General features: G+C 61.0%; 17 protein-coding genes and 1 riboswitch. Of the genes, 15 read left to right on the top strand and 2 right to left on the bottom strand.

Annotated elements, in window-relative coordinates; genetic code table 11:
• Positions 1-33 precede the first annotated feature (33 nt).
• Genes DCC24_RS00130 through tsaD form a run of 7 tightly spaced genes read left to right on the top strand, consistent with a single transcriptional unit; the run spans position 34 to position 6,106 of the window.
• Complete coding sequence (locus DCC24_RS00130) at positions 34-384, top strand: holo-ACP synthase (protein ID WP_110097894.1); 351 nt, start codon at positions 34-36, stop codon at positions 382-384.
• 8 nt (positions 385-392) lie between these two features.
• Positions 393-1,943, top strand: a complete 1,551-nt coding sequence (locus DCC24_RS00125) for a bifunctional ADP-dependent NAD(P)H-hydrate dehydratase/NAD(P)H-hydrate epimerase (protein ID WP_110097893.1) — start codon at positions 393-395, stop codon at positions 1,941-1,943.
• Between the two features lie 53 nt (positions 1,944-1,996).
• Entirely contained in the window at positions 1,997-3,181 is a 1,185-nt protein-coding gene (gene alr / locus DCC24_RS00120; RefSeq protein ID WP_110097892.1) for an alanine racemase, read from the top strand.
• Positions 3,174-3,767 (top strand): tRNA (adenosine(37)-N6)-threonylcarbamoyltransferase complex ATPase subunit type 1 TsaE, encoded by a 594-nt coding sequence (gene tsaE / locus DCC24_RS00115; protein WP_110097891.1) that lies wholly within the window; start codon positions 3,174-3,176, stop codon positions 3,765-3,767. Before alr ends, tsaE begins: the two co-directional genes overlap by 8 nt.
• Before the next feature lie 16 nt (positions 3,768-3,783).
• On the top strand, positions 3,784-4,446 hold the full coding sequence (gene tsaB, locus DCC24_RS00110) for a tRNA (adenosine(37)-N6)-threonylcarbamoyltransferase complex dimerization subunit type 1 TsaB (protein ID WP_110097890.1): 663 nt from the start codon (positions 3,784-3,786) through the stop codon (positions 4,444-4,446).
• Positions 4,447-4,451: 5 nt separating this feature from the next.
• Positions 4,452-4,970, top strand: a complete 519-nt coding sequence (gene rimI / locus DCC24_RS00105; protein ID WP_110097889.1) for a ribosomal protein S18-alanine N-acetyltransferase — start codon at positions 4,452-4,454, stop codon at positions 4,968-4,970.
• Positions 4,967-6,106 carry a tRNA (adenosine(37)-N6)-threonylcarbamoyltransferase complex transferase subunit TsaD gene (gene tsaD / locus DCC24_RS00100; protein ID WP_110097888.1) on the top strand — a complete coding sequence of 380 codons (1,140 nt, stop codon included), beginning with the start codon at positions 4,967-4,969 and terminating at the stop codon, positions 6,104-6,106. The genes rimI and tsaD overlap by 4 nt, the downstream gene beginning before the upstream one ends.
• Here tsaD and DCC24_RS00095 read toward each other — a convergent pair.
• Positions 6,103-7,269, bottom strand: a complete 1,167-nt coding sequence (locus tag DCC24_RS00095) for a glutamate--cysteine ligase (RefSeq protein WP_110097887.1) — start codon at positions 7,267-7,269, stop codon at positions 6,103-6,105. The genes tsaD and DCC24_RS00095 overlap by 4 nt on opposite strands.
• Positions 7,270-7,679: 410 nt before the next feature.
• Between DCC24_RS00095 and DCC24_RS00090 the strand changes: the two genes are divergently transcribed.
• The 4 genes from DCC24_RS00090 (at position 7,680) to DCC24_RS00075 (ending at position 11,634) form a co-directional block, all read left to right on the top strand.
• Positions 7,680-8,747: a siderophore ABC transporter substrate-binding protein gene (locus DCC24_RS00090; protein ID WP_110097886.1), complete on the top strand. Its 1,068-nt coding sequence runs from the start codon at positions 7,680-7,682 to the stop codon at positions 8,745-8,747.
• A gap of 175 nt (positions 8,748-8,922) precedes the next feature.
• A complete protein-coding gene (locus DCC24_RS00085) occupies positions 8,923-9,855 on the top strand; it encodes an ABC transporter permease (RefSeq protein ID WP_110098170.1) in 933 nt (310 codons plus the stop codon).
• Positions 9,848-10,882 carry an iron chelate uptake ABC transporter family permease subunit gene (locus DCC24_RS00080; RefSeq protein WP_110097885.1) on the top strand — a complete coding sequence of 345 codons (1,035 nt, stop codon included), beginning with the start codon at positions 9,848-9,850 and terminating at the stop codon, positions 10,880-10,882. The genes DCC24_RS00085 and DCC24_RS00080 overlap by 8 nt, the downstream gene beginning before the upstream one ends.
• Positions 10,879-11,634, top strand: a complete 756-nt coding sequence (locus DCC24_RS00075) for an ABC transporter ATP-binding protein (RefSeq protein WP_110097884.1) — start codon at positions 10,879-10,881, stop codon at positions 11,632-11,634. Before DCC24_RS00080 ends, DCC24_RS00075 begins: the two co-directional genes overlap by 4 nt.
• Before the next feature lie 24 nt (positions 11,635-11,658).
• Here DCC24_RS00075 and DCC24_RS00070 read toward each other — a convergent pair whose 3' ends face one another.
• Positions 11,659-12,978: a class I SAM-dependent methyltransferase gene (locus DCC24_RS00070; RefSeq protein WP_233491924.1), complete on the bottom strand. Its 1,320-nt coding sequence runs from the start codon at positions 12,976-12,978 to the stop codon at positions 11,659-11,661.
• Positions 12,979-13,197: 219 nt separating this feature from the next.
• On the opposite strand from DCC24_RS00070, the gene groES reads away from it, so the two are divergent.
• From groES to gcvT, 4 genes are all read left to right on the top strand, one after another.
• On the top strand, positions 13,198-13,494 hold the full coding sequence (groES, locus tag DCC24_RS00065) for a co-chaperone GroES (protein ID WP_110097882.1): 297 nt from the start codon (positions 13,198-13,200) through the stop codon (positions 13,492-13,494).
• A gap of 79 nt (positions 13,495-13,573) precedes the next feature.
• The gene (groL, locus tag DCC24_RS00060; protein WP_110097881.1) at positions 13,574-15,172 is read left to right on the top strand and encodes a chaperonin GroEL; all 1,599 of its coding nucleotides are present in this window, start codon (positions 13,574-13,576) and stop codon (positions 15,170-15,172) included.
• Between the two features lie 163 nt (positions 15,173-15,335).
• A riboswitch (glycine riboswitch) is annotated at positions 15,336-15,437 on the top strand.
• A 158-nt stretch (positions 15,438-15,595) separates the two neighbouring features.
• Positions 15,596-18,514, top strand: a complete 2,919-nt coding sequence (gene gcvP, locus DCC24_RS00055) for an aminomethyl-transferring glycine dehydrogenase (protein ID WP_233491923.1) — start codon at positions 15,596-15,598, stop codon at positions 18,512-18,514.
• A 4-nt stretch (positions 18,515-18,518) separates the two neighbouring features.
• On the top strand, positions 18,519-19,658 hold the full coding sequence (gcvT, locus tag DCC24_RS00050) for a glycine cleavage system aminomethyltransferase GcvT (protein ID WP_110097879.1): 1,140 nt from the start codon (positions 18,519-18,521) through the stop codon (positions 19,656-19,658).
• Positions 19,659-19,711 lie beyond the last annotated feature (53 nt).

Genomic DNA, 19,711 nt, shown 5'->3' with positions numbered 1-19,711 from the left:
AGGACGAACAACAGGGAACGGTAGACTGAGCACATGATCATCGGTATCGGGATAGACATGGTGGATATCAACCGCTTTGCGGGGCAACTTCGCAAAGCCCCGAAACTTAAGGAACGGTTGTTCACCCCGCCCGAACGTGAGCTCAATCTGCAATCCCTGGCCGCCCGCTTTGCCGCCAAAGAAGCCGTTGCCAAAGCGTTGGCCGCCCCGGGTGGCATGAACTGGCAACACTGCACCATCGGCGCCGAAGCATCCGGGCAACCCTACGTGGTGGTGACCGGAACGATCGCCGATATTGCTGAAGCGAAGGGCGTGCGTCGCTGGCACCTGTCCCTGTCTCACGACGGTGGCTGGGCGGCAGCCATGGTGGTCGCTGAAGGCTAAGGTCTCTCGTGAAAAAGCTCTACTTTGGAACCAGTGTCCGAAAGGCCGAGGCGCCCCTAATTGCCCGTGGCGCCTCGGCGCTTTTAATGCGCCGTGCGGCCTGGGGACTCGCGCACCACGTGCTGGCCTACCTGTCAGAGACTGCTCACGGTGCGGTTTATGGGAGCCGGGTTGTGGGGCTGATCGGCAAAGGAAAGAACGGTGCTGACACCCTGTGGGCGCTGTCGATGCTGGCCGAGCGTGGGGTCTCGGTCGAGGCCATTGCGGTGCTCGGCAATCCGGAGCAGAACGCGCAGGACGCGGTGAGCGCGTTCCACCGAGCAGGGGGCCGGTTCGTCACCGCCTTGGGCCAGCGCACCGACGTGGTGATCGATGGGGTCTTGGGCACTGGCGCTTCCGGTCCTTTTTCGATGAGCGCCGTGCTGGCCCAGAGAGGTATCGATCGACCCCGTCCGGAGACCACGGTTATCGCCTGTGACATCCCCTCCGGGATCAACGCCGATACCGGACAGCTGGACGGAGACACGCTGACCGCCACCGCCACGGTCACTTTTGGGGCCACCAAAACTGGACTGTTGCTCTCAGCAGGGCACCAGCACGCCGGTCGTGTGCACACTGTTGATATCGGGTTGCAGGAGCACCTGTCCTCCCAACCCACGGTGTGGTGCCCGGACCCCCACGACGTCACAACGTGTTTTCCACCGCCACGGGCTTCCGACTACAAATATTCCCGCGGTGTCGTTGGAATCATTGCCGGATCCGAAGCCTATCCGGGCGCGTCCCTGCTGTGCAGCCGAGCGGTGGCCAGTTGCGGAATCGGCATGGTAAACCTGATCGCCGACCCAGAAACCGTGCCGAGCCTACGACCGCTCGTACTCGGCGATCGCCCGGAAACCGTGGTCACCGCCGCGCCGGTGCCCCAGGTCACCAGCCTGGTGATCGGCCCCGGACTCGACGACACCTCAACCAGCCGGCAACGGCTCGACGAGGGGCTCGACCATGCTGTGGAACGCGACCTACCGGTGGTCATTGATGCCACCGGATTAGACCTGGTGGACCAGGGTTGGCTCGACCGACTCCGTCTGGGAGGCACCAGCTCGCGGACCGCACCCACCGTGCTGACCCCGCACCTCGGGGAAATGTCGCGACTGAGTCAGAGGTTCGTGGGCACTGAGGCAGTTCCGGCAACGATCGGTGGAGACAAAGACGCGCTGGCCTGGGCCACCGCGTTGGCGCAGGCAACCGGTTGCTACGTGGTGCTGAAAGCCGCCGATACCGTCGTGGCCACCCCATCGGGTCAGCGAGGACTCCACCCGGCTCAAAGCGCCGACCTCGCCACAGCCGGCACCGGCGACACCTTGGCGGGGCTGATCGCTGTCAGTTTGGCCACGGCGTGGACACGCACGAACTCGCCTGTCACCGAACACCAGGTGCTGCACCATGTGCTGGCTGCCATCCACCTCCACGGAGCCGCGGCCGTGAGCGCACGCCACGCCGGACCAGTCTCCGCCTCTGACCTAGCCCCGGCCGTTCGAGCCGTACTCGCCTCACGAGGCTAAATCCCACACATTCGGTACCGTCGCCGTAGCGGTGGTGGAATAATGGAATCGTTATGTCTTCTGCTGAGTTCATCCCAGAGGCCCCAGACGGGCACCGGATCGCCGTGATCAATCACGCCAACCTCGCCCACAATATTCGCGTCATCAAAGACTGGGTCGCCCCGGCCCAATTGATGGCCGTCGTCAAAGCTGACGCCTACGGTCACGGGCTGATCCCCGTTGCCCGCACGGTGCTCGAGGCCGGTGCCAGCTGGCTGGGCGTGGTCCTGGTCGAAGAAGCACTCCAGCTACGGGCCGCTGGCATTACCTCCCCCACCCTGGCCTGGTTGCACGCACCCGGCACGGACTTCGCCCAGGCGGTGGAACACAATATCGATTTGGGCGTCTCCGGCTGGGAGCTACCCTATATTGCCTCGGTGGCCGAACAGATGGGCACCCCCGCGAAAATTCACCTGAAAATCGACACGGGGCTGGGTCGCAACGGTTGCGTTCCCGAACAGTGGGAAGACCTGGTCAAAACCGCCGCACGGTACCAACAACAAGGACTCATCCGCACCGTCGGGGTGTTTTCCCACCTGGCGGTAGCCGATGAACCCGAACGAGAAGAAGACGTGGATGAACAGCTCCGTGTCTTCCACTGGGCCGTTGAGCGGGCCCGCACCCATGGGCTGACCATCGACCTGCGCAACATCGCCAACTCTCCGGCTATCCTGTCCCGCCCCGACACCCACCTGGATCTGGTGCGCGCCGGAGTCGCGATCTACGGGCTCAGCCCCTTCGCCGACCGCTGCGCCGAAGACCTCGGACTACGCCCGGTGATGTCCTTACGCACCCGCGTGGCCAACAATAAACCGGTGCCGAAAGGCCAAGGGGTCTCCTACGGGTACCTCTATCACACCAGCGCGCCGACCCGGCTGGCCTTGATCCCCCTGGGCTATGCCGACGGCATCCCGCGGATCGCTCGGGAAGCCCCGGTGTGGATCGACGGGACGATCTACCGCAGTTGCGGGCGCGTGGCCATGGATCAATTCGTCGTGGACTTGCATATCAGCCCCGAAGACACCGTTACTGCACCCGTCGGTGCTGAGGTGGAACTCTTCGGGGAACGCTCGGGCCTTTCCGCGGCCCACTGGGCACAATCTGCCGGAACGATCAACTACGAGATCGTCAGCCGCATTTCCCAGCGGGTACCCCGGCAACACATCTACCCCCACGTATCGGAGGGCATCGATGGCTGAGAGCACCAAGTCCCAGGACTCCTTGGTCATCACCGTGGCTAATCGAACCGGAACCACCGCGGTAGCCCATCATCTGGCCACGCACTTGCGTGGCGGTGACGGGCTGGTGCTCACCGGAGACCTCGGTGCTGGCAAAACCACCTTCACCCAGGCCCTGGCTACCGGGCTGAAGATCACCGACCCGGTGAAATCCCCGACGTTCGTCATCGCCCACCACCACCGCAACCAGCACCCCGGACTGCCAGACTTGGTCCACGTGGATGCCTACCGGATCTCGGGCGCCGACGAGCTCGCCAGCCTCGACCTCGACAGCGATCTCGAGCAGTCCGTAACCGTCATCGAATGGGGCCGTGGCCTCGCAGAGGCCCTGTTCGCCACTACCGGCTGGCTCGAACTAGACTTTCAGCGCTGTGGGACCCCGGATCCCACTGCACCGATGGTGACCGACTTTTCCGACGCAGACGACCACGACGAATCTCGCCGGATCGTTGTCTGCGACCACCACAGCCGTTTTCACCTTGCCGAGCTGATTCCTGATCACCCAGCCGTCGTCTTCGAGGAATCGACTGGCCCCGACCAACCCTAAGGTGGGATACCCCCGTATGTACTATCTCGCTTTTGATTGCGCTGCCGGAGCCTCGGTAGCGATCGTCACCGAGCACGACACCATCGCCACCCGGCACACCGAGGACACACGGAGCCACTCCGAAGTTTTGGCTGGCTATGTGGCGGAAGTGCTCGAGGAAGCCAGCCTGGGGTTCCAGGACCTTCAGGCGGTCTTCGCTGGGGTGGGCCCCGGCCCCTTCACCGGACTGCGCGTCGGTGTGCTCACCGCCGCCACCCTGGCTGATAGCTGGGGCATTCCCTGCTACGGGGTGATGAGCTTGGATGCGCTCGCCGAACAGGCTGTGGCACCACTGTGGCGTGAGGGGTACGAAGAACTGGTGGTCGCCACCGATGCCCGCCGACACGAGGTGTACTGGGCCCACTACGAGCTGATCGGGGGACAATCCCAGCGCCTGCACGGCCCCTTTGTCACCTCCGCCGAAGACGTCACCCGGTTGCCGGTTGTCGGCGCCGGGGCCGGGCTGTACCCTGACGCTCTGCACGCCGTGCCCGGATGGGACCGGGCTCAGCCGCTGGCAGAATTCCTGGGGCACTACGGCATCCGGGCACTCCGCCGTGGCCGTGGGCTCGAAGCGGTTACACCGATGTACCTGCGCGGTCACGACGCCCACATCCCGGCCGCAATGCGCCACGGGTGATCCCGATGACTATTGCCTACCGACTGCGTCAGATGACAGCCGAGGACATCCCCGCCGTGCATGCGCTGGAACGAGAACTGTTCCCTCTGGATGCCTGGCCGGCCTCCTTCTTCCACGACGAACTGGCCGCCACCACCCCACCGGAGCAAGGCGGGACCCGAGCCTATCGGGTTGCGGTCACCACCGGCGAACCAACAGAGCAGGTCGTCGGTTACGCGGGGTTGATGTGTGTGCTACCCCTGGCCGATATCCAAACCATCGCGGTAGCAGAATCCGTTCGTCGCCAGGGTATCGGGACCGCCCTGATGCAGTGGATGCTTGACGAATCCCAGCAACGTGGCGCCACCGACCTGCTCTTAGAGGTACGTGCCGATAACCCCGGCGCTCAACAGCTCTACCAACAGTTGGGATTTGAGCACATTTCAACCCGCCCGCACTACTACCCGCCCGGAGTCGATGCCTTGGTGATGCGTAAAATACTGCCCAACACCCCGACCCACGACGACCCGAAAGCGCGTTCATGACCTTCCCGACACATCCTGTGACCACGCCGACCGACCGGGCACCGCTGGTGCTCGGCATCGAATCCTCGTGTGATGAAACCGGTGTGGGCATTGTGCGCGGTCGAGAATTGCTGGCCCACCAGGTGGCCTCCTCGATGGACGAACACGTTGCCTTCGGCGGGGTGATCCCCGAGATCGCCGCCCGCGCCCACGTCACCGAATTCCTGCCCGTCTTCCATGCGGCCCTCGAGGAAGCCCAAGTGAGCCCCGAGGACGTGGACGCCATCGCAGTCACCGCAGGTCCCGGACTTGCCGGAGCGTTGATGGTCGGTGTCGCCGGGGCTAAAGCGCTGGCGGTGGCTTATCGTAAGCCACTATATGGAATCAACCATCTGGTGGCCCACATCGGGGTCGGTTTTCTCCATCAAGCCCACACCGACGACGCGCCAGCACGCCACAGTCGTTTCGGCACCGAGGACTCGGAGGTCCTGGGAGCGTTACTGGTCTCCGGTGGTCACACCGAAATTCTGCAGGTCACCTCCTTGGCCCACAATGTCGAGCTGCTGGGTAGTACCATCGACGACGCCGCCGGTGAGGCCTACGATAAGGTCTCCCGGCTGCTAGGCACCGGATACCCCGGTGGGCCAGTCATCGACCGACTTGCTGCAGAAGGCGATCCCACCGCGTTTCGGTTCCCACGTGGCTTGACCGCCCCCAAATTCGTCGGTAGCGCCGAAGAACCTGGCCCGCACCGCTACGACTGGTCCTTCTCCGGACTAAAAACCGCGGTTTCTCGGGCCGTGGAGCAGTTCCGCGCTCGCGGAGACCAGGTGCCGGTGGCCGATATCGCCGCCTCTTTTCAGGAAGCCGTCGTGGACGTGATCACCTCGAAAGCGGTCCTGGCTTGTCAAGAGCACGGCATCGACCACGTGCTTCTGGGCGGGGGAGTAGCCGCCAATTCGCGATTGCGCGACCTCTTGGCCCAGCGGTGCGAGCAAGCCGGTATCTCGCTGACCATCCCGCCGGTTGGGCTCTGCACCGATAACGGCGCCATGGTGGCAGCCCTGGGTGCGCATCTTGTCTCGGCCGGGGTGGCTGCCTCCGGTCTGGACTTCTCCGCCAACCCGAGCCAACCAGTCGACCAGATTAGCGTCTAACCCCAGTTGAGCAGTGAATGCTCGGTGCGACCGGCCGCATCCAACACCACGTGGGCTAGATCCGCAACATCCGGGGCGCGCCCCGGGTCTCCTCGCTGAGCAATCTGGCGTTGTTGCGCCGCCGGGCCCCCGGATCGAATCAAATCCTCCACCCAGCCTAGCTGCGTGTGACAACCCAGCCGATGGGCAACAGGCTCCAACCGGTTGATGGTCTCCATGAGGTGTTCGGTGACCAGCTGTTCATCCCCGGCGGCATTGATAATCACGATCGCATCCAGCCCGTACCGGGCAGCCCGCCATTTATTCTCCTGAACAAACCAGGGTGCCATAATCTCCACCGGGGCGTACCGGTCCGACTCAGGGGTGATCACTTCAGCCACCAAGCACTGGGTCAACGCTACCAACGCACCGATCTCTTTCAGCGTCGAGACCCCGTCGCAGATCCGCATTTCCACGGTGCCCAAACGGGGCACCGGGCGAACGTCCCACCGACACTCGGTGACATCGTCAACCATCCCGATTTTGATCAGATCGCTGACCACCGACTCGAACCCGGACCACTGCGCAAACTGGAAAGGAAGTCCTGAGGTTGGTAGCTGTTGGAAAATCAAGGTCCGTTGGGAGACATATCCGGTATCTTGAGATTCCCAATACGGGCTGGAGGCTGACAATGCCAATAAGTGTGGGTAGTAGTTAATCAGCTGGTTGATCGCCGGCATCGCCGCATCAGTACTCGGTAACCCAACATGCACATGGACCCCGTAGATCACCATCTGCTGGCCCCACCACTGGGTGCGGTCTAGCATCCGCTGATAACGCTGCTGAGGAGCCACCGTTTCCTGTCGTGGCGACGCGAAGGGGTGAGTGCCCTGCGAATACAACAGCAGGTTCTCGGCCTGAGCGTGCTTGAGAGCTTCTCGCCCAGCGGCAGCCAGCTGGTCTAATCCCTGGTCAACGGTACGGCACACACCAGTGATGAGCTCAATGGTGTTGAGCATAAACTCACCGGAGACCGAATAGGGTCGTTGCTCAGAGGGTGCCACCACCCGGTCAACGATCCGATCGCTCAGAGGTTGTAGTACTCCGGTCTGGCGATCAACCAGCCCCAACTCCCACTCAATTCCCAGTGTTGCGGGTTCAGACGGTGCGAAGGGTAGATGCATCAGCGGTACTTGTGCCTTTCCCGAGCGGTAACAATACCGATGATTTTAGCCAGTGCATCAGCCGGTATCCCAGTTGTGGCCTGGTGCGACATGCCGGGCTGACATCGTTCGACATATTCTGCCCACCAACCACGCTCGGTAGCTCCATGTCATTCCCTCCACAGCCACCCGGCGAGAGTGTTTTATGCCACACGACAGGTGCGGACGAAAAGAAAGCCTGCGGTTTTTCTGGCGGAATGGCTCGATGGCGCTGAGATAACTTTGAATGAATGGCGAATATCTGGCAGGTAACGGTGGACGAATTGGCAATGCTCTAGTAGCGTAAATGAAGTTAGATAAGCCCAGCCTTTTGAAAGGGTCCCACCCTGAGGCTTGCGAACACTCGCCAAATACTCAATTGGAGTTCAAGCATGCAGAATAAGACTCGCACTCGTCTGGGCGTCATGGCCTTCGTGACCGCCGCAACCCTGGGATTAACCGCCTGTGGTGGCACCGAGTCGGCCAACGATAACGGTGGCAATTCGGAACAGGACGGTAGTGCTACTGCTACCGAGGTCACCGACATGGGTGGCAACACGGTGGAGTTGCCCGAAAACCCTGAATCCATTGTGGCCACTGATAACCGGATCTTTGGGACCCTGGCTGACTGGGATATTGAGCTCTCGGCAGCACCGGTGGATCTGATGCCCGATACCGAGACCCTGAAGCCCTACCGCGAGAACGAGGACATCCTCAATATCGGAAACCACCGTGAACCGGACTTCGAACAGGTCACCGCTGCCGCACCGGATCTGATTTTGAACGGTCAACGTTTCGATCAGCACACTGAAGCCATGCAGGAAGCTGCTCCCGATGCAACCATGGTGGACACCAACATTGTCTCCTCCCCCGTTGACCGCGAAGGTCAGGAACAAGAAGGCTTCCGCGACGTCGCTGACCAGTATCGGGAGCTGACCACTTTGCTGGGCGAGATCTTCGGGCGTGAGCAGGACGCCGAGCAGATTGTCGATGACTTCGACGTGGCCATCGACAATGCACAAGCCGCCTACGATGAGGACTGGACCGTAGCCGGGCTGATCACCTCCGGTGGGGACATCAACTACTCAGCTCCGACCACCGGTCGGGCCGTGGGCCCGGTCTATGACATCATCGGGCTGACTCCAGCTCTGGACCAAGACGGTTCCGCTAACCACCAAGGTGACGACATTTCCGTGGAAACCATCGCCCAAGCCAACCCCGACTGGCTGATTGTTCTGGACCGCGACGCAGGTACCAGCGCCCGTGACGAAGAGGGGTATTCCTCGGCTGAAGAACTCATTGAAGAGTCCGAAGCCTTGGCTGACGTCACCGCGGTGAAAGAAGATCAGGTCATCTACATGAGCCCTGATTTCTACACTGCCGAAGACATTCAGCACTATACCGAGCTGTTCAACCAGATGACTGAGGCCTTTGAAGACGCTGGTGGGGCTGAAAACTAATCCCGACCTGGCCGAGCAGGTGGCCTGTCCCGTCGCACCGATGGGGCAGGCCATTTCGTGGCCGAAGTGAGGAGACATGTCAGAGACGATCTCCCGGAACAGGGCCCCGTCCCGTTCCGAGACATCTACACCACCAACCAGTGGCCCCACAGCTCACCGGTCAATCTGGCACACCATGTGGCCCTTAGCCCTCGGCGTTCTGGTCACCCTCGGGCTGGTGATCGCATCATTGTTCATCGGCGTCTACGACCTGAGCCAAGAGGGTGGACGGCAGATGTTTTTCATTACCCGGCTGCCACGCACCCTGGCACTGATCCTGGCCGGTGCCGCCATGTCGGTGGCCGGACTGGTCATGCAACTGATGACTCAAAACCGGTTCGTTGAGCCCTCCACCACCGGAACCATTGAGTGGGCCGGTCTGGGGCTGATGCTCACCTGGCTGTTGCTACCCGAACCGACCCTGATGATGCGTATGGTCGGAGCGATCCTCTTTGCCTTTATCGGTACCATCGTCTTCTTCCTCTTCCTGCGGCGCGTGGCGCTGAAATCATCACTCATTGTGCCCATCGTTGGCATCATGCTCGGTGCTGTGGTGGGATCCTTCTCCACCTTCATCGCGTTGCAATACGACATGTTGCAGAACCTGGGCATCTGGTTTGCCGGATCCTTCACCTCGATCGTGCGAGGACGCTACGAGCTACTGTGGATTGTCGCGATCGTATTGGTGCTGATCTTTCTGACAGCCGACCGCTTCACCGTGGCCGGACTCGGTGAAGAAGTTGCCACCAATGTCGGTTTGAACTACCGGCTGGTGCTCTTTACCGGTATTGCTCTGGTGGCCGTGACCACTGGTGTGGTCACCGTGATCGTCGGAGCGTTACCGTTTTTGGGCCTGATCGTGCCTAATATCGTCTCGTTGTTCCGTGGAGATAACCTGCGCTCAAACCTGCCGTGGGTGTGTCTGGTCGGCATCTGTGTGGTGACCGTCTGCGACATCATTGGTCGCACCATCATCATGCCGTTCGAGATTCCTGTCTCGATGATCCTGGGTGTCCTGGGAGCGACCGTGTTCGTCTACCTGCTGGTCAGGAGGCGCACGCGTGTTTAAAACTCCACAGGCCCCGCAACGACATCGGGCGAAAACCGGGTCCTTTGTCACCGCACGGCACCGCAAGCGTTACTTCATCCTCGTGGCCTCACTGATCGTGTTATCCCTGCTGACGACGATGGGAGTGCTCACCTACGGTATTCCGGTCCCGTTCGGGCACAAGGGGTTCTGGCTGATTGTCGAATCGCGGTTGTCGACCATCGTGGTGATGATGCTGGTCGCCACCTGCCACGCGATGGCCACCGTCTCCTTCCAGACAGCCACCGCCAACCGGATCGTGACCCCCTCGATCCTGGGGTTCGAATCCCTCTATGTGGCGATCCAAACCGCCCTAGTGTTTTTCTTCGGTATCGCCGGTGCAGCGATCGGCCGGGGCCTGGTGCCCTTTATCCTCCAAATGGTGCTGATGGTCGGACTCGCCTCACTGCTCTACGGCTGGCTACTCTCCGGCCGATTTTCCAACGTGCACATCATGCTGCTGGTTGGTGTCGTGATCGGTGGCGGGCTGAGCTCCCTGTCGGCCTTTATGCAACGGATGCTGGACCCCAATGAATTCGACGTGCTCTCGGCACGCACCTTCGGCAATCTCGCCAACGCCAACACCGACTTCTTACCGGTCGTCATCCCACTTGTCATCGTCGTCGCGTTTCTGCTCTTACGCCGAGCCAACCGGCTTAACGTCCTCAGCCTCGGCAAACCGGTAGCTGAAAACCTGGGGCTGGTCCACCGACACGAGGTGATGAAAACCCTGCTGCTGGTCTCGATCCTGATGGCGGTGACCACCTCGTTGGTGGGGCCGATGACCTTCCTGGGGTTCTTGATCGCCGCGATGGCCTATAGCTTCACCGACACCTACGATCACAAGCGCATCTTCCCGGTGGCCATATTGCTCGGCTATGTGGTGTTAACCGGAGCGTACTTCGTGTTGCGCAATATCTTTTATGCTCAAGGGGCGGTGACCGTGATCATTGAAATGATCGGTGGCTTGGTGTTCCTGGTCGTGATCATGAGAAAGGGGCGACTGTGATTCAGATCAGCAATATCGCCAAAAAATACTCAGAAGACGCTGAGATCGGCCCCATCGACTTAGCAATCCCAGCCGGGCAAGTCACCGCGTTGGTAGGCCCCAATGGTGCCGGTAAGTCCACGCTATTGACCATGATCGGACGGCTTCAGCAACCCGATACCGGCTGGATTACCGTCGCCGGTCAGGACGTGCACAAGGTGCCCTCGGCTCAAATCGCCACAACGCTGGCCATCCTGCGTCAGGAGAATCATTTCATCACCCGTCTTACCGTCCGCCAACTCGTCGGTTTTGGTCGTTACCCTCACTCGAAAGGGCGACTCACCGTCGACGATGAGCGCGCCATCAATGAGGCGTTGGAATTTCTCAACTTGGTCACCCTCCAGGACCGGTACCTCGATGAGCTGTCGGGTGGTCAGCGGCAACGCGCCTATGTGGCGATGGTGATGGCCCAAGAAACCGACTACCTCTTACTCGATGAGCCGCTGAACAACCTGGATATGTCCCACTCGGTGCACATGATGCACCAACTGCGCCGAGCCTGCGATGCCCTGGGTCGCACCGTGGTGATCGTGCTCCACGACATCAACTTTGCCGGCCGGTACGCCGATCATATTGTCGCGATGAAACACGGCCAGATTTCTCATGCCGGCCCCACCGCAGAGATTATGCAACCCGAGGTACTCACCGAGATTTTCGGCACCACGGTCCGTATTATCGACGATCACGACGGCCCGGTGGCGGTGTACTACTAGGACCAGTTTTCGGCGGGGGTGCGGTCAGGACTGTTCGACCGGTTCGACGACGAGCGCCACTCGAGAGTCACCGATCCGGGTCAGGACAAAGGTCGCCTGATGGCCACCGGCCTTGGTATTCTTGCGAGTTTTCGCCGTACCTGCCATCAGCATCCGACGAAGCTGCTCAGGGGTGACATCCACTCCACGCTTTTTAATATCAAGGCGAGAGATCCCGTGTTCGGCGATCCAGGCCTTGAGCTTCTTCAGATGATAGGGCAGGACCTCCACAACCCGATAAGCGGTCGCAAAGTCGCTATCGACCAGGTGATCGGAACAGAAATAAGCGATGTGCTGATCGAGCAACCAGCTGGGAGAGTCTTGCGCGGTGGCCCCAAACTCCCGAGCCATCAACTCGCGGATCAGCCCCGAACGGATCACCGCGCCATCGGGTTCGTAGAGATAGCCACCCACACTGGGAGTAGGACGGACCTGCACCTCGGGATCGTCACCGAACTCCCGATCCGAGGTGAACTCAGCACTACCGTGGGCGGTCGTCACCAAGGCGGCTCGGCGCACCCGGGGACGGGCAAGATCATTGAACCACAGGGCTACCTCCACTACCGACCCGTGATCCGAGACCCACTGGGCCTCGGCGGTGGTGGGAATGGAGTCATGGGCGAGACCGGGACCCAGCTTGACCCCGACGGCGTGTCCGGCATCGGCGAGCCGTTCGACAAAGGACAAGGGGGGAGAGAAGGACTCCGGATCGAAAATCCGGTGGGCGGATTCGGCGGTGGAGACTTCACGTCGGGCCGGGTCCAACCACAGCCCGGCTCCCGAAAGCTGTTCGGCATGATCGGCGACCCAGGTCTCGACCTCGGCGGCGATCACCTCAGCGTTCGGAAATGGCGTCAAATTCAAGGTGGCCACCGCCGCGGTGATGTCGTCGACCTCCACCGCGGTGACCTGCAAATCGATCGCCGCAAAAGCCATGGCATCGCCGCCGATCCCACATCCGAGATCAATCACGTGCTGGATGCCGTGGGCCTGAAAACGGCGGGCATGGTGGGCCGCCACGCCCAGGCGGGTGGCCTGCTGTAACCCGTCAGTGGTGAAGAACATGTGCTGGGCGAACTCGCCGAACTTTGCGTGGGCTTTTTCGCGCAACTTCAGCTGGGTGAGCACTGCGGCAGCGAGCGTGGAGTCCACGCCCTCTCGGCGCAGTTGCGTCGCTAACTGCAGGGGATCTTCACGGTGATAACTCGTCTCGGTGGTGAGCTTATCGAGCAGAGCGCGACCGGCCGGAGAGAGCAGTTGCGCCCAGGTTTCGGCGTTTTCAGCAGTGGGTTGGTGTGTTGGCACGATGTTCACGTTACCGCCTGCTCCTCTCTGAGCAGAACAGGCTGGCACTCATCTTGACCGAGTGCTAATCACAGAATAGAGTCGAGTTAGCACTCGAACAGTGAAGGTGCTAAATGCCAGACGCCATCCGGCACCCGCGACGACGGTTGGCTCGCCCGGCGCAAAAACCTTGATTCAGTTCACGAAAAACGTGACAAAGAACTACAGGAGAGTTTGATTATGGCAGTTTCCATCAAGCCCCTTGAGGACCGCATTGTCGTCCAGCCGCTGGAAGCCGAGCAGACCACCGCTTCCGGTTTGGTCATTCCCGATACCGCACAGGAGAAGCCACAGGAAGGCACCGTCGTGGCCGTTGGTCCCGGTCGTATCACCGATAGTGGCGAGCGCGTCTCCGTCGACGTCAACGAAGGCGACGTCGTGCTGTTCTCCAAGTTCGGTGGCACTGAGGTTAAGTACAACGGCGAAGAGTACCTGGTGCTCTCCGCACGTGACGTGCTGGCTGTTGTCACCAAGTAAGTCTGCTCAGTCGCTGATCATTCACTGACAGAACAGATTGAGTGAGAAGACTGTCCTGAAATAACCGGAAGGAGAACAGATGGCCAAGAAGCTACTGTTCAATGACGATGCTCGCCGTGCACTGCAGGCCGGTATCGATCGTCTGGCCGACACTGTGAAGGTCACTTTGGGGCCCAAGGGTCGCAACGTCGTGCTCGACAAGGCATTCGGCGCCCCGAACATTACTAACGATGGTGTCTCGATCGCTCGCGAAGTCGAGCTGGAAGACTCCTACGAAAACATGGGCGCCCAGCTGGCTAAAGAAGTTGCCACCAAAACTCAAGACATCGCTGGTGACGGTACCACCACCGCAACTGTGCTGGCTCAGGCTCTCGTCAATGAGGGTATGCGCTTGGTGGCTGCCGGCGCTGCCCCGAACGAGGTCAAGAAGGGCATCGAGCAGGCCGTGGCTGTTGTGGAACAGCGTCTGCTGGACAACGCCAAGGACGTCACCGACAAGAACCTGGCTCAGGTGGCGGCTATTTCCGCTGGCGACGACGAAGTCGGTGAACTGCTGGCTCGTGCTTTCGACGCAGTGGGCACTGACGGTGTGATCACCATCGAAGAATCCTCCACCACCTCGACCGATCTGGATATCACCGAAGGTATGCAGTTCGATAAGGGCTACCTCTCGCCCTACATGGTCACCGATGCTGACCGTCAGGAAGCGGTACTGGAGAACCCCTATATCCTGATCACCCAGTCCAAGATTTCCAACGTCCAGGAATTCCTGCCACTGTTGGAGAAGGTCCTCAACGAGAAGAAGCCGTTGATGATCATCGCCGAAGACGTCGACGGTGAGGCACTATCCACCCTGGTGGTCAACAAGATCCGCGGGACACTCAATGCTGTGGCCGTGAAGGCTCCGGGCTTCGGTGATCGTCGCAAGGCCATGTTGCAGGATATCGCGATCCTCACCGGTGGTCAGGTGGTCTCCGAAGATCTCGGTATGAAGCTGGACCAGGTTGGCCTGGAAGTCCTGGGTAGCGCCCGTCGAGTGACTGTGACCAAGGACAACACCACCATCGTGGAAGGTGCTGGCTCCGATGCTGACGTGGAAGCGCGCGTGGCTCAGATCAAGTCCGAAATCGATGCCACCGATTCCGACTGGGATCGCGAGAAGCTCCAGGAACGCTTGGCTAAGCTCGCCGGCGGTGTCGGTGTGATTAAGGTTGGTGCAGCCACTGAGGTCGAGGTCAAGGAGCGTAAGGCTCGGATTGAAGACGCTGTCTCCTCGACTCGTGCCGCCCTGGAAGAAGGCATTGTCGCCGGCGGTGGTACCGCGCTGATCAACGCACTGAAGGCTCTGGATGACAACGCCGAGCTGGACCAGCTCACCGGCGACCGCGCCGCCGGCGTCGGTGTGGTTCGTCGCGCTCTGGTGCAGCCGTTGCGCTGGATTGCTGAGAACGCCGGCGAGGATGGCTATGTCATTATCTCTCAGGTCGCTGAGCTGGAAGCCAACGAGGGCTTCAACGCCAAGACCGGCGAATTCGGCAACCTGTTGGAGCAGGGCATCATCGACCCGGTGAAGGTGACCCGTTCAGCTTTGCAGAACGCAGCCTCCATTGCTGGTCTGGTGCTGACCACTGAAACCCTGGTCGCCGACAAGACCGACGAAGACGAAGACGAGGATTAATCACCGGCGCTGACCGTGCTGATGCGTCCTGACATCTTCAGTGTGGCCCCGCCTGAATTGGCGGGGCCACACGTGTTTTTCCGGCGTGTCGTGAGTGTGCCCGTCAGAATGGTGATGTGTTGAGCAGTGATTCCCAGATCACGTAAACTGACGGTGATGCCGTTGAGCGCAGGCGGGAGAATCTCATTCGGTGGCAACACCGGAGGAGGTACCGAAGGAGTAACACCCCCAAGAATCTCTCAGGTCACAGAATCGCTTGTGTTAGGCAACTCTGGAAAGTAGCCCTGAGTCACTCAGGTCTCACCCACGGTGCAAAACCGGACCCGGTCCCGACCGAGTGCGGCTAAAACTCTCAGGTCTTAAACAGAGCGGGGACACGACTACCGGTCGTGGGCCACCGACAGCACAATGAGAGGTACTCCGATGAGCTCATTTATCACCCGTCATCTCGGACCCACCGCACAAGACGTTCAGACCATGCTCGACACGGTCGGCTATGCCTCCGTTGAGGATCTGGTCGACGCCGCCGTTCCCGAAGACATTCGGATCACCGAGCCGCTGAACCTGCCCGCCCCGCTCAGCGAAGAACAGACGCAGGACCGCCTGCGGGAGATGGCCGGTAAAAACCAGGTGAAAACCCAGATGATCGGGCAAGGTTTCTACAACACCTTCACCCCGGCAGTCATTCGTCGCAACGTGGTGGAGAATCCGGCCTGGTACACCGCCTACACTCCCTACCAGGCCGAAATATCCCAAGGCCGGTTGGAAGCATTGTTGAACTTCCAAACCATGGTGATGGACCTGACCGGGTTGGAATTGGCCAACGCCTCCCTGCTGGATGAAGCGTCCGCCGCCGCCGAAGCGATGCTGATGATGCGTCGGGCCAACCGGAAGAAATCCAAAGGCATCATCCTGGTCGACGAAAACATCTTCCCGCAGACCCTCTCGGTGGTGACCTCTCGGGCTACCATGGTGGACCTGGAGATCGACATTCGTGACCTCTCCAACCCGGACAACGTCACCGACAATCTGCCGGAAGAAGGCCTGTGTGGCATCATCCTGCAGCAACCCGGCAATAACGGTGGGATCCGTGACCAGTCCGAGGTGATTGCCACCGCCAAAGAAGCCGGCGGATTCGTGACGGTCATCGCTGACTTGCTGGCCTTGACCCTGATTACCCCTCCCGGTGAGCAAGGCGCTGACATTGCGGTGGGTAACACCCAGCGGTTCGGTGTGCCCCTGTTCTACGGTGGTCCGCACGCGGCTTATATGGCCGCTCGTGCCGGTCTGGAGCGTTCCTTGCCGGGCCGTCTGGTGGGTGTTTCCACTGATGACGCCGGAACCCCGGCCTACCGTTTGGCCCTACAAACCCGCGAACAGCATATTCGACGTGACCGGGCGACCTCCAATATCTGCACCGCGCAGGCACTGCTGGCGGTCACTGCCTCCATGTACGCCGTCTACCACGGCCCGGCCGGGTTGCGGAAGATTGCCTCCGATGTGCATGCTAAGGCCCGCTTGCTCGGCGAGGCCCTCACCTCGGCCGGACTGAACCTGGCCACCACCAGCTATTTCGACACTCTCGTGGTCGACACCGGCTCCGAAGCCCAAGCCGAGCAGGTCATCAGCCAGGCCCTGGACGCCGATATCAACTTGCGCCACGTGGATGCGACCCGCGTGGGTGTGTCCGTGGATGAGACCACCACCATTGCGCACCTGGAAGCGGTTGCCCAGGCTTTTGGCGCCGAGCTTCCGGACAGCGCTACACGCGGGCTGGACGAAGTTTCCTACGAGATCGCCGATGTGGTGGATTCTTCCCTCGTGCGTACCAGCGACTACCTGACCCACCCGACCTTCAACACCATCCACTCCGAAACACAGATGATGCGCTACCTGCGCAGCTTGGCGGATAAAGACCTGGCGCTGGACCGGACCATGATCCCATTGGGATCGTGCACCATGAAACTCAACGCCGCTACGGAAATGGAATCTATCACCTGGCCCGAATTTGCCAGCATTCACCCTTACGTTCCGGCCGATCAGGCCGCCGGCTGGCGCGAGCTCATCGCAGAACTGGAAGACTGGCTGGCGGAGATCACCGGATACGCTGCCGTCTCGGTCCAGCCCAACGCTGGCTCGCAGGGTGAATACGCTGGTCTGATGGCGATCCGCAACTACCACATCGCTCAGGGTGATCAACAGCGTCGTCTGTGCTTGATTCCGGCCTCGGCCCACGGCACCAACGCTGCCTCAGCAGTGTTGGCCGGACTGACCGTCAAGGTGGTCAAGACCGCCCCCGATGGCTCGATCGACATGGAAGATCTGGACAGCATCCTGGAGAAGTCCGGGGATCAAGTCGCTGCGATCATGATCACCTACCCCTCCACCCATGGCGTGTATGAAACCCAGGTGCGCGCGGTGTGCGCGAAGATCCACGACGCCGGCGGTCAGGTCTACCTCGACGGCGCCAACCTCAACGCGCTGATGGGGCTGGCCAAGCCCGGCCAATTCGGTGGCGATGTTTCCCACCTGAACCTGCACAAGACCTTTTGTATCCCGCACGGTGGTGGTGGCCCCGGTGTGGGGCCCATCGGGGTGGGGGAGCACCTGGTGGACTTCTTGCCCGGTGACCCGCTGGCAGACGACGGTGCCCACGATCCGACAGCCCGCGGTGGCAATCCCGTGGTGGCCACCATCTTCGGTTCCGCCGGCGTGTTGCCCATCTCCTGGGCCTATATTGCGATGACCGGTGCTGAAGGACTTAAGGCCTCCTCGCAGACTGCCATCCTCAACGCCAACTACTTGGCACGTCGGATCCATGAGGACTTTCCGATCCTGTTCACCGGAGACAACAACCTGGTCGCGCACGAATGCATTATCGACGTCCGCGAGCTCACCAAGGACTCCGGGATTACTGTCGAAGACCTGGCTAAGCGTTTGATCGACTTCGGCATCCATGCCCCGACCCAGGCTTTCCCGGTTCCGGGCACACTGATGATCGAGCCGACCGAGTCCGAGTCACTGGACGAGATCGAGCGTTTTCTGGCGGCGATGCATGCCATGCGTGAAGAGATTCAGGAGGTCATTGACGGCAAGGTGGCCGCCGAGGATTCGGTGCTCCGTCGGGCACCGCACACTCAGGATGCTGTGATCAGCTCCAGCTGGGATCGGGCCTACCCGGTCGAGCAAGCCGCCTTCCCGGTTCCCGAGTTGCGTCGTGGTAAGTACTTCGCGCCGGTGGGACGCATCGACGGTGCGGCCGGTGACCGCAACCTGGTGTGTTCCTGCCCGCCCATTGAAGCCTTTGAGGTATCCGGCGACGACCAACAGCAGGGGGAGTAAAGCCATGACTGAACAGCTAAAAACGAGTGCACTGTACGAGACGCACCAGCAAACCGGTGCCAAGTTCACCGATTTCGCCGGTTGGGACATGCCACTGCGTTATGACTCCGAGCGTGTGGAGCATCAAGCGGTGCGCGCTCATGCCGGTATCTTTGATCTGTCGCATATGGGTAACCTGCTGATCTCCGGTCCCAGCGCTGTGGAGTTGCTCAATAGCTCGCTGGCTGGAAACTTCGCCCCGATGGCTATCGGCCGGGCCAAATACACTCTGGCTCTGACCGAATCCGGTGGCATTGTTGACGACATGATCGTCTACCGGCTGGGCGAGGACCGTTTCATGGTGGTCCCCAACGCCGCGAACGTGGACCCGGTCCGCGACCAGATCGCTGGCGTCAACCAGGGGCTAGCGCAGCCAGCTGAACTCGTCGATACCACCGAGCACACCGCAATCGTTGCTGTGCAGGGCCCGGCCGCAGAACAGATCGTCGCCGGCGTGCTCACCGACTTGATCGATGAACACGCCGCCAGCGTCGTAACCGAGCTGGGATATTATCGTTGCGCTCGCTGGGAGATTGACAACCTGGGCGAACTGGTGGTGGCCCGAACCGGTTACACCGGGGAAGATGGCTTTGAACTGTTCTTGGATGCCACCCAGGCGGTGAGCCTGTGGGAGAAACTTCGGGCAGCTGATGAGCAACTACTACCCTGTGGGCTGGCGTGTCGCGACTCGTTGCGCCTGGAAGCCGGGATGCCACTCTACGGTCACGAGCTGACCAAGCACACTACTCCGGCCGAAGCCGGGTCGCTGGGCGTGGTCTCGGCCAAAAAGACCGAAGACTTCCCGGGGCGTGCCGCGGTAGATGCCGACCGGGAGAACGAGGCGACCCCGGTCCGAGTGCTGATTGGCTTGCAAGGAACCGGTCGACGCGCTGCCCGCGAAGGGGCGCACCTGCTGGATGAGCAGGGACAGCCCATCGGAGAAGTGACCTCCGGTCAGCTGTCGACTACCCTCGGGTATCCGATCGCACTGGCCTATATCCAGGCACCGGCCCCGGAACCAGGTACAGTGCTCACTGTGGACATTCGCGGTAAACAGCACGAGTTCACCGTGGTGCCCCTGCCCTTCTACCAACGTAACCGGTGACCCGGTATATCGTCTCAGTAGCTTCCAGAAACAGCTTCCATCAACCCACCACA

This window comes from Auritidibacter sp. NML100628 (assembly GCF_003185985.1).
Classification (GTDB): domain Bacteria; phylum Actinomycetota; class Actinomycetes; order Actinomycetales; family Micrococcaceae; genus Auritidibacter; species Auritidibacter ignavus.
This window is presented reverse-complemented; position numbering and strand designations above follow the sequence as displayed.

What these genes read in the sequence shown, in the direction of transcription:
- DCC24_RS00130 (WP_110097894.1), top strand. Translation starts at nt 34, where the DNA reads ATGATCATCGGTATCGGGATAGACATGGTGGATATCAACCGCTTTGCG.
- alr (WP_110097892.1), top strand. Translation starts at nt 1,997, where the DNA reads ATGTCTTCTGCTGAGTTCATCCCAGAGGCCCCAGACGGGCACCGGATC.
- tsaE (WP_110097891.1), top strand. Translation starts at nt 3,174, where the DNA reads ATGGCTGAGAGCACCAAGTCCCAGGACTCCTTGGTCATCACCGTGGCT.
- tsaB (WP_110097890.1), top strand. Translation starts at nt 3,784, where the DNA reads ATGTACTATCTCGCTTTTGATTGCGCTGCCGGAGCCTCGGTAGCGATC.
- rimI (WP_110097889.1), top strand. Translation starts at nt 4,452, where the DNA reads ATGACTATTGCCTACCGACTGCGTCAGATGACAGCCGAGGACATCCCC.
- tsaD (WP_110097888.1), top strand. Translation starts at nt 4,967, where the DNA reads ATGACCTTCCCGACACATCCTGTGACCACGCCGACCGACCGGGCACCG.
- DCC24_RS00095 (WP_110097887.1), bottom strand. Translation starts at nt 7,269, where the DNA reads ATGCATCTACCCTTCGCACCGTCTGAACCCGCAACACTGGGAATTGAG.
- DCC24_RS00090 (WP_110097886.1), top strand. Translation starts at nt 7,680, where the DNA reads ATGCAGAATAAGACTCGCACTCGTCTGGGCGTCATGGCCTTCGTGACC.
- DCC24_RS00085 (WP_110098170.1), top strand. Translation starts at nt 8,923, where the DNA reads ATGTGGCCCTTAGCCCTCGGCGTTCTGGTCACCCTCGGGCTGGTGATC.
- groES (WP_110097882.1), top strand. Translation starts at nt 13,198, where the DNA reads ATGGCAGTTTCCATCAAGCCCCTTGAGGACCGCATTGTCGTCCAGCCG.
- groL (WP_110097881.1), top strand. Translation starts at nt 13,574, where the DNA reads ATGGCCAAGAAGCTACTGTTCAATGACGATGCTCGCCGTGCACTGCAG.
- gcvP (WP_233491923.1), top strand. Translation starts at nt 15,596, where the DNA reads ATGAGCTCATTTATCACCCGTCATCTCGGACCCACCGCACAAGACGTT.
- gcvT (WP_110097879.1), top strand. Translation starts at nt 18,519, where the DNA reads ATGACTGAACAGCTAAAAACGAGTGCACTGTACGAGACGCACCAGCAA.